The organism is Neisseria cinerea (genome assembly GCF_900475315.1).
GTDB classification, from domain to species: domain Bacteria; phylum Pseudomonadota; class Gammaproteobacteria; order Burkholderiales; family Neisseriaceae; genus Neisseria; species Neisseria cinerea.
Genome location: NZ_LS483369.1, coordinates 245842 through 260521, shown reverse-complemented (window position 1 = coordinate 260521; position 14680 = coordinate 245842). Strand labels below are relative to the sequence as shown.

At 50.5% G+C, this 14680-nt stretch carries 16 protein-coding genes; 11 read left to right on the top strand and 5 right to left on the bottom strand.

Annotated features, from left to right (window positions below; translation table 11 throughout):
* Positions 1-11: 11 nt before the first annotated feature.
* The 5 genes from DQM57_RS01380 to yajC form a co-directional block, all read right to left on the bottom strand.
* Positions 12-1136, bottom strand: a complete 1125-nt coding sequence (locus DQM57_RS01380; RefSeq protein ID WP_111726423.1) for an ABC transporter ATP-binding protein — start codon at positions 1134-1136, stop codon at positions 12-14.
* A gap of 274 nt (positions 1137-1410) precedes the next feature.
* Positions 1411-1680: a 30S ribosomal protein S15 gene (rpsO, locus tag DQM57_RS01375; RefSeq protein ID WP_002217790.1), complete on the bottom strand. Its 270-nt coding sequence runs from the start codon at positions 1678-1680 to the stop codon at positions 1411-1413.
* Between the two features lie 222 nt (positions 1681-1902).
* Entirely contained in the window at positions 1903-2838 is a 936-nt protein-coding gene (gene secF, locus DQM57_RS01370; protein ID WP_003675715.1) for a protein translocase subunit SecF, read from the bottom strand.
* 3 nt (positions 2839-2841) lie between these two features.
* The gene (secD, locus tag DQM57_RS01365; protein ID WP_167395508.1) at positions 2842-4695 is read right to left on the bottom strand and encodes a protein translocase subunit SecD; all 1854 of its coding nucleotides are present in this window, start codon (positions 4693-4695) and stop codon (positions 2842-2844) included.
* A 75-nt stretch (positions 4696-4770) separates the two neighbouring features.
* The gene (gene yajC / locus DQM57_RS01360; RefSeq protein ID WP_003675720.1) at positions 4771-5037 is read right to left on the bottom strand and encodes a preprotein translocase subunit YajC; all 267 of its coding nucleotides are present in this window, start codon (positions 5035-5037) and stop codon (positions 4771-4773) included.
* 127 nt (positions 5038-5164) lie between these two features.
* Here yajC and DQM57_RS01355 point away from each other — a divergent pair, with 127 nt between their 5' ends.
* The 11 genes from DQM57_RS01355 to misR all read left to right on the top strand — a co-directional run bounded on the left by DQM57_RS01355 (position 5165) and on the right by misR (position 14673).
* The gene (locus DQM57_RS01355; RefSeq protein WP_111726421.1) at positions 5165-6238 is read left to right on the top strand and encodes a histone deacetylase family protein; all 1074 of its coding nucleotides are present in this window, start codon (positions 5165-5167) and stop codon (positions 6236-6238) included.
* Positions 6239-6479: 241 nt separating this feature from the next.
* Positions 6480-7544 (top strand): 2,3-butanediol dehydrogenase, encoded by a 1065-nt coding sequence (locus tag DQM57_RS01350; protein ID WP_111726419.1) that lies wholly within the window; start codon positions 6480-6482, stop codon positions 7542-7544.
* Between the two features lie 120 nt (positions 7545-7664).
* Positions 7665-8807: an NADH-dependent flavin oxidoreductase gene (locus DQM57_RS01345; protein ID WP_111726417.1), complete on the top strand. Its 1143-nt coding sequence runs from the start codon at positions 7665-7667 to the stop codon at positions 8805-8807.
* A gap of 131 nt (positions 8808-8938) precedes the next feature.
* Positions 8939-9262, top strand: coding sequence for a histidine triad nucleotide-binding protein (locus DQM57_RS01340; RefSeq protein WP_003675743.1), 324 nt, complete (start codon positions 8939-8941; stop codon positions 9260-9262).
* 46 nt (positions 9263-9308) lie between these two features.
* Positions 9309-9512 (top strand): Sec-independent protein translocase subunit TatA, encoded by a 204-nt coding sequence (gene tatA, locus DQM57_RS01335; protein WP_003753955.1) that lies wholly within the window; start codon positions 9309-9311, stop codon positions 9510-9512.
* A 3-nt stretch (positions 9513-9515) separates the two neighbouring features.
* Positions 9516-10202 (top strand): Sec-independent protein translocase protein TatB, encoded by a 687-nt coding sequence (gene tatB / locus DQM57_RS01330; protein ID WP_111726415.1) that lies wholly within the window; start codon positions 9516-9518, stop codon positions 10200-10202.
* A 13-nt stretch (positions 10203-10215) separates the two neighbouring features.
* Entirely contained in the window at positions 10216-10986 is a 771-nt protein-coding gene (tatC, locus tag DQM57_RS01325; RefSeq protein ID WP_111726414.1) for a twin-arginine translocase subunit TatC, read from the top strand.
* 50 nt (positions 10987-11036) lie between these two features.
* The gene (locus tag DQM57_RS01320) at positions 11037-11645 is read left to right on the top strand and encodes a Maf family nucleotide pyrophosphatase (RefSeq protein ID WP_111726412.1); all 609 of its coding nucleotides are present in this window, start codon (positions 11037-11039) and stop codon (positions 11643-11645) included.
* An 8-nt stretch (positions 11646-11653) separates the two neighbouring features.
* A complete protein-coding gene (locus DQM57_RS01315; protein ID WP_111726410.1) occupies positions 11654-12007 on the top strand; it encodes a DUF2069 domain-containing protein in 354 nt (117 codons plus the stop codon).
* Positions 11997-13805 (top strand): PglL family O-oligosaccharyltransferase, encoded by a 1809-nt coding sequence (locus tag DQM57_RS01310; protein ID WP_111726408.1) that lies wholly within the window; start codon positions 11997-11999, stop codon positions 13803-13805. The genes DQM57_RS01315 and DQM57_RS01310 overlap by 11 nt, the downstream gene beginning before the upstream one ends.
* A gap of 190 nt (positions 13806-13995) precedes the next feature.
* Complete coding sequence (gene misR / locus DQM57_RS01305) at positions 13996-14673, top strand: two-component system response regulator MisR (protein ID WP_003675757.1); 678 nt, start codon at positions 13996-13998, stop codon at positions 14671-14673.
* The last annotated feature ends 7 nt before the right edge of the window (positions 14674-14680 follow it).

Genomic DNA, 14680 nt, shown 5'->3' with positions numbered 1-14680 from the left:
CTCCCCTTAAATCAACGGAACAACGGAGTCGGTTGGTTTTCCGGCCAGCTGATATACACGGTTTCGTCCCAAGTTGGCGGTGTAATGTTGCGCACATACCAGTAAGGTGCAGGAACTTGGCTTTTGACGACGCGGCCGTTGGCGAGTTTGATATGGTATATGGCGAAGCTGCCCAAATAGGCAATTTCTTTTACCGTGCCTTTCGCCCAGTTGTAGTTGCCCAAATGATCAGGTTTTTCTTTATATAAATCAATATCCTCTGGTCGGATGCTAACCCAAAGGTCCTGCTCGCTCGGGCCGCCCAAACCATGATCGATACGGACGTGGTTTTCTAAACCTTCGCATTCGATGACGGCATAATCCGCATGATCTTCAATCACGACACCGTCAAAAATATTGGTTTCGCCGATAAACTCGGCAGTAAAGCGGCTATTGGGATAGTCATACACATCGCTGGGTGTACCGACCTGCTGCAACTGACCGTCAGACATAATGGCAATACGGGTTGCCATCGTCATGGCTTCTTCTTGGTCATGCGTGACCATGATGCAGGTTACGCCGACTTGCTCCAGCGTGTTGACCAATTCGAGCTGGGTTTGCTGGCGCAATTTTTTGTCCAACGCGCCGAGGGGCTCGTCCAGCAGCAGAATTTTCGGACGTTTTGCCAGACTGCGCGCCAAAGCGATGCGCTGCTGCTGACCACCAGACAATTGATGAGGCTTGCGCTTAGCATACTTGGTCATCTGAACCAAACGCAGCATTTCTTCCACGCGCGCGGCGATTTCGTCCTTAGGCATTTTGTCCTGCTTCAATCCGAAGGCAATGTTCTGCTCCACGGTCATGTGCGGGAACAGGGCATAGCTTTGAAACATCATATTGATGGGACGTTCGTAGGGTGCAAGCTTGGTAATATCCTGACCGTCAAGGATGATTTTGCCCTGATTGGGGCTTTCCATACCCGCCAGCATACGCAGCAGCGTAGATTTACCGCTGCCGGAGCTGCCCAAAAGGGCAAAGATTTCATGTTGATAAATATCCAAGTCGATGTTATCGACAGCGTAATTGTCACCAAACTTTTTTACCAAGCCTTGGATTTTGAGATAAGGTTTGGCTGAGGACGCAGTGGTTGCGGTCATAATGGCAATACTCCAATAAAAAAACGAGTACCGGCAAAACGGATTTTCGAAAGGGTGATAAAAAGCTGTTTGATTGCTGGCGGGAGTTAAAACGTTTGATGCCGTCTGAAACTCTTGTAAAGCGCACGGGCAGCGTGAAATAAAAAGGAGTTCTAAAGAACCCTGTATTATATTAGTTTATAAGGTTTTAGGGTAATAAATATAGCCCGGGATTATCAACAGACTATAGAAAAAGAAAACACCGCCCGTTTCCGGGCGGTGTCGAAAAGCGCAATTATTTACGCAGACCCAAGCGGGTAATCAACGCACGATAAGTATCGGGTTGGGTACGGCGCAAATATGCCAACAAACGGCGACGTTGGCTAACCATTTTCAGCAGACCACGACGGCTGTGATGGTCTTTAGGGTTAGCTTTAAAATGCGGGGTCAAATCATTGATACGGAAAGTCAGCAAGGCAACTTGTACTTCGGAAGAACCGGTATCGCCTTCTTTACGTTGGAAATCTTTAACGATTTGCGCTTTTTGTTCTACGGTCAATGCCATAATGAAAACTCCAAAAATATAAGAATCCTCATAGGGATTCAGACAAGTTTGCCAAGCCTGAAGACAACGGCAAACTCCCTATGCCCAAGATAGGGCAACGCGGCATTATGACACAGTTCCCGCATTTCTGCACAATATTTTAAGACCGTGAAAACAACCGTTAAAAATGCCGTCTGAAGCATTGTCTGCTTGAGACGGCAATGTTCAGACGGCATATGCGCTTCAGACCACGATTTCTTCTTTCTTCTTCGGTTCTTTACCAATATTTTCACGACTCAAGCCAAACATCAGCAAGAGCGGGCTGGCAACCAATACGGAAGAGTAAATACCGAACACGATACCGATGGTCAGCGCCATAGAGAAACCGTGCAAGGCTGCACCGCCGAACACCAGCATAGAAACAACCATTGCCTCGGTCGAACCGTGGGTAATGATGGTACGACTCATGGTTGCAGTAATCGCGTTGTCGATGACTTCCGGCACAGTGTGGCCGCGCATATGCGACTTGCGGAAGTTTTCACGAATACGGTCAAACACAACCACAGATTCGTTCACGGAATAACCCAAAACTGCCAAGATACCTGCCAAGACAGTCAATGAGAATTCCCATTGGAAGAAGGCGAAACAGCCGAGAATAATCACGATATCGTGCATATTCGCAATAATCGCGGATACTGCAAAACGCCACTCAAAACGCATGGACAAGTAAATAATAATACCTGCCACCACGAAGCCCAAGGCCATCAAACCATTGGTAACCAGTTCTTCACCAACCTGAGGGCCGATGAATTCGACTTGGCGTAAGGTAACGTCAGGATTGTCTTTTTTCAGCAAATCCATCACTTGGTTGGACAGCTGGGCAGACGTTACGCCTTCTTTATTCGGCAGGCGAATCATGATGTGTTTATTCGTACCCAATGCCTGAACCTGTACATCACCCATTTTCAGCGTATCGAGGCGTTCGCGCGTTTTATTTACATCAACGCCCTGCTGATATTGAACTTCCATCACCGTACCGCCGGTAAATTCGACGGAGAAATTCAGGCCTTTGGTCACCAAAAAGAACACGGCAGCGATAAACGTAACCAACGAAATAAAAGTCGTCAGTTTGCCATAACTCATAAACGGAATATCGCGTTTGATTTTAAATAATTCCATGTTTTACTCCTTGCCTTCTGCCATTTCGGCTTTCGGCTTCCATACCGAACCGATGGAAATATTTTGCAATTTGCGACGGCGGCCGTACCACAGATTGACCAAAGCACGGAACACGACCACGGATGAATACATCGAAGTCAGAATACCGATACAGTGCACAACCGCAAAACCGCGTACTGGACCGGAACCGAATACCAACAAAGCAATACCGGCAATCAGAGAGGTTAAGTTGGAGTCGACAATGGTCGCCCATGCGTGTTGGAAACCGAGATTGATGGCTTGCTGCGGTACGACACCCGCACGCAGTTCCTCTCGGATACGCTCGTTAATCAATACGTTGGAGTCAATCGCCATACCCAATGTTAATGCCAACGCAGCAATACCCGGCAGGGTTAACGTTGCCTGCATGGCAGACAAAATACCCACTAAGAACAAGATATTGGTACTCAAAGCGATGGTGGAGAAAAAACCCATCAAGCGGTAGTAAACCACCATAAATGCGGCAACGGCGGCAAAGCCCCACAAGGTAGAATGGAAACCTTTTTCAATGTTTTCTTTGCCTAAAGACGGGCCGATGGTGCGTTCTTCGACAATTTGCATCGGCGCAGCCAGCGAGCCGGCACGCAGCAACAATGAAGTATCGTTGGCTTCGGCAGTTGTCATGCTGCCGGAAATTTCTACACGGCCACCGGTAATGGCGGCGCGGATGACAGGCGCGGTCACGACTTCGGATTTACCTTGGTCGATCAACACCATCGCCATACGTTTACCCACATTCGCAGCAGTCAGTTCGCCAAAGATACTGCCGCCTGCGCTGTCCAAACTCAGGCTGACAGCAGGCGCACCCATTTGGTCAAAACTAGGTTGCGCATCGTTGATGTTGTCGCCGGTCAGTTCAACCTGCTTGCTGATCAACAGGGTCTCCGGATGATCCCCTCCGCTTGAAAGCAGCTCATAACCTGCGGGAACATTACCTTCCGAAGCCTCGCGCAACTTAACAGGATCATCCTCCACCATGCGCACTTCCAAAGTCGCAGTACGGCCGATAATGTCTTTCGCCTTGGCAGTATCCTGCACGCCTGGGAGCTGTACGACAATGCGGTCCAAACCTGACTGTTGGATAATCGGCTCTGCCACACCCAATTCGTTTACGCGGTTATGCAGTGTAGTGATGTTTTGCTTCACCGCATCTGAGCGTACTTTATTCACCGCCTCTTCCGAAAGCGTCAGTACAATATTGCTGCCTTCTGAATTTAACGTTGCCTCAGGAAACAGCTTGCGTAACTGAGGCAGTGCCTTTTGCACATCACCTGCATCCTGCAAAGGAACGGTCAGACTGTTTTCAGTCTGGCGTACCGTACCGCTGCGGATTTTTTCGCGGCGCAATTCGCGGCGGATATCGCCGGAATAACGTTCGAACGTTTTCTGCATGGCGGCTTTCATGTCCACCTGCATGGTGAAATGCACGCCGCCGCGCAAGTCCAGACCCAAGAACATCGGATTGGCTTTGATTTTCGCCATCCACTCAGGACTGTCTGCCAAAAGGTTGAGTGCGGTAATATAACCTTCGCCCAAAGTATTTTCGATGATGTCGCGTGCTTTCAATTGCGTTTCAGTGTCTTTGAAACGCACTTTCAACGAATTGTCGACGACAAACATCCCATCAGTCTGAATACCTGCCTGCTTCAGTGCGGCATCTACTTTAGACTGAGTTTGATCATTGATAACAATAGCTTGTCGGTTGGTCGATACCTGTACCGCAGGCGTTTCACCAAAAAGGTTGGGCAGCGAATAAACAGCCGCAACCACAATCGTGAACGCAATCAGCAGGTATTTCCATAAAGGATAACGGTTCATGATAAACCTTTGCTTTATTTATAAAGGCAAACAGCCGCACTCGGAAAATGAGGCGGCTTTCCTAAAAAAACGGGATTATTCGGCTTTTGCGGCAATCGCGTTGCGCTCAACTTCCACTTCAATTTTCGCACCTTGGCCGATATCAACAGTATAGAATTGCTCGCCTACTTTGGTTACACGTCCTTTAAAACCGGCAGCCAAAACAACTTTGTCGCCGACCTTCAAAGCAGCCAGCATCGCTTGGTGTGCTTTGAATTTCTTTTGCTGCGGACGCATAATCAAGAAGTAGAACACCACCATAATCAACACTAAAGGAGCAAATTGTGCAACAGCTTGATTCATAATTTATCCGTTCTTTCTAATATGGTTGAAAATCGAGAGGGGTATATAATAACATAAGACCGTAAACAATATATCGGGTTTGCCGTCCGTACCGACCGTATGCCGCAGCCTGCCCGTCCACAAACCCATGTTCTTGACCCGCCTAATCTTGAAATTCTATGCACTATTGCGCCTTTTTTTGGGCAAAAACGCCCGCACCGCATGGATTTCGCATCCCGCCTGTGCCGGGCACGAACCCGGCGCAAACCATCCCGACTCCCCTGAACGGATCAGCAGCATCGAACAAGCCTTACGCCGCTCCGGTGTTTGGCAACACCTCCAAACCGTAGAGGCGGAAGAAATCAGCGACATGCGCCTCGCACTTGCCCATACAAGCAAATACCTGAACCGATTGGAATCCTGCCGGCCCGAAAATGACAAGATTTTCCGTCTGGACGACGATACCGTTATCAGTAAAAACTCCCTGTCTGCCGCCCGTTTTTCCGTAGGTTCGGTCGTTCAGGCAATCGATATGGTCATGAACCGCCAAGCATGGCATGCCTTCTGTGCAGCCCGCCCTCCCGGACATCATGCAGGAAGCGGCAACGCAGGAGGATTCTGCCTGTTAAACAACGCTGCCGTCGGCACAATGTACGCCCTTGCCGAATACCGGCTGAACCGCATTGCCGTCATCGATTTTGATGTCCATTACGGCGACGGCACGGCAGAAATACTCAAAAACGATTCGCGCATCCTGTTTTTTAACCTGTTCGAAACCGACCTTTTCCCCTTCCCCGAAAACAACAATATGCCCGACGGAGAGAACATGGTGCACCTGCCCTTCCCACCGGGGACGGGCAGCCGTGCATTCCGCAAAGCAGTCCGCAGACAGTGGTTACCGCGACTTGCCGCATTCAAACCCGAACTGGTACTGTTATCTGCAGGATTCGATGCGCATCGTTCGGACGAATCCGGCAGGCTCAACCTGCACGAGGCAGATTTTGCCTGGCTGACATACAAAATCATTCAGACGGCATCGAGCTGTCCGGGTAAAATCGTATCCGTATTGGAAGGTGGTTATACCCTTGAATCCCTATCAAAATCTGCTGTCGAACATATACGCGTACTGGCAGGATTGGGAAAATCCGATACCGTAACCGCCTATCAGAAAAACTTATACCGCAACAGAAACAAACGGTTTACCAAACCCAAATCACTATAAGCATACCAACCCGACCATCTGTCCGAGATAACCGTTATGATATAACTAAAACCATTCGGTTTTCAGACGGCAGCATTGCTTGACCTCACTCAAAAAGAAAGCGATTCGCGCACTTAAAAAGATTTCTTGCAGTAAAATAACATCTAAATAAGTTTAACCCAAAACGGTTGCGATATTCCCCTTTCAACCGCCGCCTGCCAGAGATTCAGACGGCATACCTCTTAAAACAAGGAGCGTTACAATGAAAGCAGCACGTTTTTACAACAAAGGCGACATCCGCATCGAAGACATTCCCGAGCCAACCGTAGCTCCGGGTACTGTCGGCATCAATGTTGCTTGGTGCGGTATCTGCGGTACCGACCTGCACGAATTCATGGAAGGCCCGATTTTCATTCCGCCTTGCGGCCATCCGCACCCAATCTCCGGCGAATCAGCCCCTGTAACCATGGGTCACGAGTTCTCCGGCGTGGTTTATGCTGTAGGCGAAGGCGTGGACGACATCAAAGTCGGCCAACACGTTGTGGTCGAACCTTACATCGTACACGATGACGTACCGACCGGCCCGGGCAGCAACTACCACCTCTCTAAAGACATGAACTTCATCGGCTTAGGCGGTTGCGGTGGCGGCTTGTCTGAAAAAATCGCCGTCAAACGCCGTTGGGTGCATCCGATTTCCGACAAAATCCCATTGGATCAAGCTGCTTTGATTGAACCTCTGTCTGTCGGCCACCATGCTTATGTACGCAGCGGCGCGAAAGCAGGCGATGTCGCATTGGTTGGCGGCGCAGGCCCAATCGGTTTGCTGTTGGCTGCCGTATTGAAAGCCAAAGGCATCAAAGTCATCATCACCGAATTGAGCAAAGCACGCAAAGACAAAGCCCGCGAATCCGGTGTTGCCGACTACATCCTCGACCCGTCCGAAGTCGATGTCGTCGAAGAAGTGAAAAAACTGACCAACGGCGAAGGCGTAGACGTTGCATTCGAATGCACCAGCGTCAACAAAGTAATGGATACCTTGGTAGAAGCATGTAAACCTGCCGCCAATTTGGTCATCGTATCCATTTGGAGCCACCCTGCTACCATCAACGTCCACAGCGTTGTGATGAAAGAGCTGGACGTGCGCGGCACCATCGCCTACTGCAACGACCACGCCGAAACCATCAAATTGGTTGAAGAAGGCAAAATCAACCTTGAGCCTTTCATCACCCAACGCATCAAACTGGACGAATTGATTTCCGAAGGCTTCGAGCGCTTAATCCACAACAACGAATCCGCAGTAAAAATCGTTGTCAATCCTAACCTTTAATCCTAAGGCTTAAAGAGAATAAACAGGCCGTCTGAAACTTTGCAGACGGCTTGTTTACTTGATAAATTCCCAAATGGCCCAATCCTCTGCCAACCATTCACTTATCAAGAGTAAAACTCCATGAATCCAAAATACGCCCCACTCTTCCAAACATACACCCTTAATAACGGCGTAACCATCAAAAACCGCCTTGTCGTCGCCCCCATGACCCATTTCGGCTCACAAGCCGACGGTTTAATCAGCGACCAAGAGCGTACCTTCCTCAACAACCGCGCAGTCGATATGGGCCTGTTCATCACTGCCGCCACTTTGGTCCAAAAAGACGGTAAAGCCTTTCACGGCCAACCTGAAGCCACAGGCGAACACTGCCTCGACAGCCTGAAAGAAATCGCACAAATCCTGCAACAACAAGGCGCAAAAGCGATTTTGCAAATCCATCACGGCGGTTCCAAAGCCATTGATGACCTTTTGGACGGTCTCGACAAAATCAGCGCTTCCTCCAGCGAAGCCGAACACGCACGCGAAGCGACCGCAGAAGAAATCGAGGCACTCATCGCCTCTTATGCACAAGCCGCCGATTTGGCGCTTCGTGCCGGTTTTGACGGCGTGGAAATCCACGGCGCGAACGGCTATTTAATCCAACAGTTTTACTCCGCCCAAAGCAACCGCCGCAACGACCAATGGGGCGGTAGCTTGGAAAACAGAATGCGCTTCCCGCTGGCCGTTATCGATGCCGTGGTTGCCGTCCGTGAAAAACACCGGCGCAACGACTTCATCATCGGTTACCGCTTCTCCCCTGAAGAGCCGGGCGATGACGGCTTAACCATGACCGAAACCGGCGCACTGATTGACGCATTGGTACAAAAACCGCTGCAATATCTGCACGTTTCCTTGTGGGAATTTGATAAAAAAATCCGTCGCGGCGGCGATACCACCCAAACCCGTATGCAGTTCATCCACGAACGCATCAACGGCAAACTGCCGCTTATCGGCGTGGGCAACCTGTTTACCGCCGATCAAATTTTGGCCGCCTATGAAACCGGCTGGGCAGAATTTATCGCATTGGGCAAAACCGTGATGATTAATCCGCACATCGCCACACAAATCCGTGAAGGCCACGAAGATGAAATCGAAACGCAACTCTACCCGACGCGTGCCGACCGTTACGGCTTCCCTGACACCTTATGGGAATTTGCCTCCAGCGGTACGCAATCATGGCTGCCGCCGGTAAAAGATAAAGAATGGAACCCGATCGATATTTGATACGGCGGCGGACAAATCCTTTCCTGTCTGGCAATAAAGCCGTTCGCACAGAATCTTAAATTTATATTACAATCCCATCTCTTCCACGTTTAATCCGTCTGACTGCTTCTTCAGACGGCAACGGAGCCGTTATGGACAACTGTATTTTCTGTAAAATTGCCGCCAAAGACATTCCAGCGCAAACCGTCTACGAAGACGGGGATATGATTTGTTTCAAAGACATCCGCCCTGCCGCGCCGGTTCACCTGCTGCTCATTCCGAAAGTCCATTTCGACTCGCTGGCGCACGCCGCGCCCGAACATCAGCAGCTATTGGGCAAAATGATGTTGAAAGTTCCCGAAATCGCTAAAGCTTCGGGACTGACCGACGGCTTTAAAACCCTAATCAATACCGGCAAAGGTGGCGGGCAAGAAGTCTTCCACCTGCATATACACATCATGGGTACACCGGTATAAACCGTTATTTCACAATCAACCCCTAATACTTACTTAAGGATACATCATGGGCAGTTTTTCTCTGACGCACTGGATTATCGTATTAATCATCGTCGTTTTGATATTTGGCACCAAAAAACTGCGCAACGTCGGCAAAGACCTCGGCGGCGCGGTTCATGACTTCAAACAGGGACTGAACGAAGGCACCGATGGCAAAGATGCCGGAAAAGACGACGTAATCGAACATAAAAAAGACGAAGACAAAGCATAACGTATGTTTGATTTCGGTTTGGGCGAGCTGATTTTGGTCGGCGTTATCGCCCTGATTGTCCTTGGTCCAGAACGCCTGCCCGAAGCCGCCCGCACTGCCGGAAGGCTCATCGGCAGGCTGCAACGCTTTGTCGGAAGCGTCAAACAGGAATTTGACACTCAAATCGAACTGGAAGAACTGAGGAAGGCAAAGCAGGAATTCGAAGCCGCCGCCGCTCAGGTTCGAGACAGCCTCAAAGAAACCGGTACGGATATGGAGGGTAATCTGCACGACATTTCCGACGGGCTAAAACCATGGGACAAACTACCCGAACAGCGGACACCTGCCGATTTCGGCGTTGATGAAGGCGGCAACCCCCTTCCCGATACGGCAAACACCGTATCAGACGGTATTGCCGACGTTATGCCGTCTGAACGTTCCGATACTTCCGCCGAAACCCTTGGGAATGACGGGCAAACCGGCGGCACAGCCGAGCCTTCGGAAACCGATAAAGACCGCGCATGGCGCGAATACCTGACCGCACCTTCTTCGCCTGCCGCACAAACCGTGGAAGTCAGCTATATCGATACCGCTGCTGTTGAAACCCCTGTTCCGCATACCACTTCGCTACGTAAACAGGCCATAAGCCGCAAACGCGATTTGCGTCCTAAATCCCGCGCCAAACCTAAATTGCGCGTCCGTAAATCATAAAGAGGGCAATCCGGTGTCCGAAACACAAAACGAACAACCCGTCCAACCACTTGTCGAACACCTCATCGAGCTGCGCCGCCGCCTGATGTGGACGGTTGTCGGCATCTTAGTCTGCTTTTTCGGCCTAATGCCGTTTGCCCAACAACTCTATACTTTTATCGCCGACCCGCTGATGGCAAACCTGCCAAAAGACACCAGCATGATTGCCACCGACGTCATCGCACCATTTTTTGTGCCGGTCAAAGTTACCCTGATGGCGGCATTTTTAATTTCGCTGCCGCATACGCTCTACCAAATCTGGGCATTTGTCGCCCCCGCACTCTATCAAAACGAAAAACGCCTGATTACCCCGCTTGTCCTCTCAAGCGTCAGCCTGTTTTTCATCGGCATGGCGTTTGCCTATTTTCTGGTTTTTCCCGTCATTTTCAAATTCCTTGCCGGCATTACCCCTGTCGGCGTCAATATGGCGACAGACATCGACAAATACCTGTCTTTTATCTTAGGCATGTTCGTTGCGTTCGGCACAACCTTTGAAGTTCCCATCGTCGTTATCCTGTTAACCAAAATCGGCGTGGTAACAACCGGACAGCTCAAACATGCCCGCCCCTATGTCATTGTCGGTGCTTTTGTCATTGCCGCAGTCATCACACCGCCCGACGTTATTTCACAAACCCTGCTTGCCATTCCGCTGATTCTCTTATACGAAGCAGGTATTTGGTTCGGACGCTTTTTCACGCCACACTCAGAACAGGATGGCGACATACAGCCTCCGGCAGAAGCCTGACCTTATGCCGTCTGAAACCCAAGCCCTTCGCCGCAGATTAAGGAACCCCTTTGAACACCCTTTACTTAGGTTCGAACAGCCCGCGCAGGATGCAGATCCTGACACAGTTGGGCTACCATGTCATCAAACTGCCTGCCGATATCGATGAAGCCGTTAAAGTCGATGAAACACCTGCCTGTTACGTTCAAAGAATGGCGGCAGAAAAAAATCAGACGGCTTTGGCCCTGTTTCTCGAAACCAACGGCGCAATGCCTGATTTTCCCTTGATTACAGCGGATACCTGCGTTGTTTCAGACGGCATTATATTAGGCAAACCCCGCTCCCAAGCCGAAGCGGTCAAATTCCTAAAACTGCTGTCGGACACCAGGCATACCGTCCTGACATCCGTCCATATCCACTATCGAGGCAATGCGAAAAACTGCCTCCAAACCAACCACGTCGCCTTCAAGCCCCTGTGTTCGGAAGAAATTTCCGCCTATGTACAAAGCGGCGAACCGATGGATAAAGCCGGTGCCTACGCCGTGCAAGGCATAGGCGGTATCTTTATCCAATCTATCGAAGGCAGCTTCAGCGGCATTATGGGGCTGCCTGTTTATGAAACCGTTTCCATGTTGCAGGATTTGGGATACTGCTCCCCCTTATCCGCCCTTAAACCGTAAAGTCCGCCGTGAACAAACAAACCGCTTACTTCCTTGCCTCCTTCAGCCTGATTGCACTGATTGCCCTATCCCTTTCTTGGGAATTATGGATTGCACCGTTACGCCCGGGCGGTTCGTGGCTTGCGCTCAAAACCTTGCCCCTCTGCCTGCCGCTTTCAGGCATCCTGAAGAAAAAAATCTACACCTACCAATACAGCTCCATGTTGATTCTGATTTATTTTGCCGAAGCCGTCATGCGCCTGTTCAACGCCTATCCCGCAGAAAAAATTTGTGCCACACTAGCTGCGGCATTAAGTATCAGCTTCTTCACAGCCTCCCTGTCATTCGTCAAACAACACAAAAAAACCAACCATGTCCGTTGAAGCATCCGCTCCAAATCCAGCCGGCAAACTGCCAATTTATATATTGCTCTGTTTTCTCTGGATCAATATCGCCCCCTTCCTGTCCACACTCAGGATAGGGCCGGCATCCGGCTTCTACCTGGAAGCCGCCTCTGCCGCCGGTCTGACCGTTCTGCTGTTTTTGACCGCACGACAAAAACTGTTTAGCACAAAAATCCCTCCCCTCAGCTTTCTCCTGCTTGCAATGGCAGCATTCTGGTGGTTGCAGGCACGGCTGATGAATCTGATTTACCCCGGCATGAACGATATCGTTTCCTGGGTGTTCATCTTGCTCGCCATAAGCGCATGGGCATGCAGATGCCTAATTGCACGCTTCGGACAGGAACGCATCGTAACCCTGTTTGCCTGGTCGCTGCTCATCGGAGCATTGCTCCAATCCTGCGTTGCCATCATGCAGTTTGCCGGATGGTCGGATATCCCGCTGCTTCAAGGCATCATCGCTTATAGCGGAGGAACCGTAAACGGACAGCTCGGACAGCGCAACCATCTCGGACACTACCTCATGTGGGGGATACTCGCCGCCGCCTACCTCCACAGCCAACGAAAAATCCCGGCCCCCTACGGTGCAATCTGCCTGACGGTCATGACTGCCGTTTTAGGCCTGGTCAATTCACGCACCATCTTAGGCTACATAGCCGCCATATCCCTCATCCTTCCCTACTGGTATTTCCATTCAGGCAAACCCTCCAGACGGATCATACTCAGCATGGCTGCGGCCATATCCCTCGCCGCACTATTCCAATTCTCCATGAATACCTTCTTGGAAACCTTTACCCACATCCGCTATGAAACTGCCGTCGAACGCATCGGCAACAGCAGCTTTTCAGGCTCGTTGCGCCAAATCGAATGGAACAAAGCCATCGCAGCATTCCGATCCGCACCGCTGTTCGGACACGGTTGGAATAGTTTTGCGCAACAAACCTTCCTGCTCAATGCCGAACAACACAATCTCAGCAACAATATCCTCAACGTCCTATTCACCCATTCACACAACATCATTCTCCAACTCCTTGCAGAAACCGGAATCAGCGGTACACTTTTAGTGGCCGTAACACTGATGACCGGTATTGCCGGACTGCTGAAACGGCCTGGCACACCGGCCTCGCTTTTCCTACTTTGCACCCTTACCGTCAGCATGTGCCACAGCATGCTCGAATATCCATTATGGTACGTATATTTCCTCATCCCGTTCAGCCTGATGCTCTTTCTCTCCGAACCAGGCACTTCAGACGGCATATCCTGTACGGCAGCCGTCAACCGTAGCATACAGGCTGCCTCCCTTATCCTACTTGCAGGGCTTCTGCACTTAGGCTGGACATACACCCAACTGGTTCGCTTCAGCACCATACGCCAGAGCGACAATACGCAAACCGTCCAAAAGAAAATCGACGGACTGCGCCACATCTCCGAAAACAGCCCCATGCTGTCCTACTATGCCGATCTGAGCCTCAGCAAACGCGCCTCACCGACCGATGCCGACATCCGTCCTTGGGCAGAAAAAGCAACCCTTAAATCACTAACTTACCGCCCCTACTCCAACACCTACCAAGTTGCCCTCTACCTCATGCGGCAGGGGAAAAATGAAGATGCGGAACAATGGATGCGTGCAACACAGTCCTATTACCCCTACCTTATGCCCTTTTACGCCGGCAAAATCCGGCAACACCACATGCTGGCACCGCTGCTGCCCGATTTGCTCAAAGACTGCAAAATTTTCGTCAACACGCCGCAACACCAGAAAGCACAATCCTGCGACTGATTCGGCCCAAACGAATACGGATGCCTACTGAAATGTAAAGCCCCTTGCAAAGCATTGCAAAAAACAGCAAATCCACCGAAAAATACGCTATCAAAAAACATTGCACCCGTGTTAAGATAAACCGTTAAACAATCGTTTCATGCCCCGTCCAAAACAGAACCGGGGCATACCATCACGAAAAGGAAACACCATGAGCCGCGTATTACTCGTAGATGACGACGCCCTACTGACCGAACTGCTGACCGAATACCTGAGCGCCGAAGGCCTGAACGTCCACAGCGTTCCCGATGGAGAAGCAGGCGTACAGGAAATCCTAAGCGGGCAATACGATGTAGTCGTATTAGATTCCATGATGCCCAAAATGAACGGACTGGACGTTTTAAAAAATGTCCGCACACAAAGCACCGTTCCCATCATCATGCTGACTGCAAAAGGCGATGATATCGACCGCATTATCGGATTGGAAATGGGTGCGGACGACTACGTGCCCAAACCCTGTACACCGCGCGAACTCCTGGCACGCATCAACGCCATCCTCCGACGTGCGCAACACAGCGGGGAACAAAACAACGTACCAAACAGCATCTCGGTCAGCGATGTCGTACTGTATCCGGCCAAACGCCAAGCCTCTGTCAAAGATACACCGCTCGAACTGACCAGTACCGAATTCAACCTGCTCGAAGTCCTGATGCGCCATGCCGGACAAGTGGTCAGCAAAGAGACCTTATCCGTCGAAGCACTTGACCGCAAACTTGCAAAATTCGACCGCAGTATCGACGTACATATCTCCAGCATCCGACACAAACTGGGGGATGCTTCCCTGATTCAAACCGTACGCGGCTTAGGCTACCTGTTTGTAAAAAACTGAAGCAACA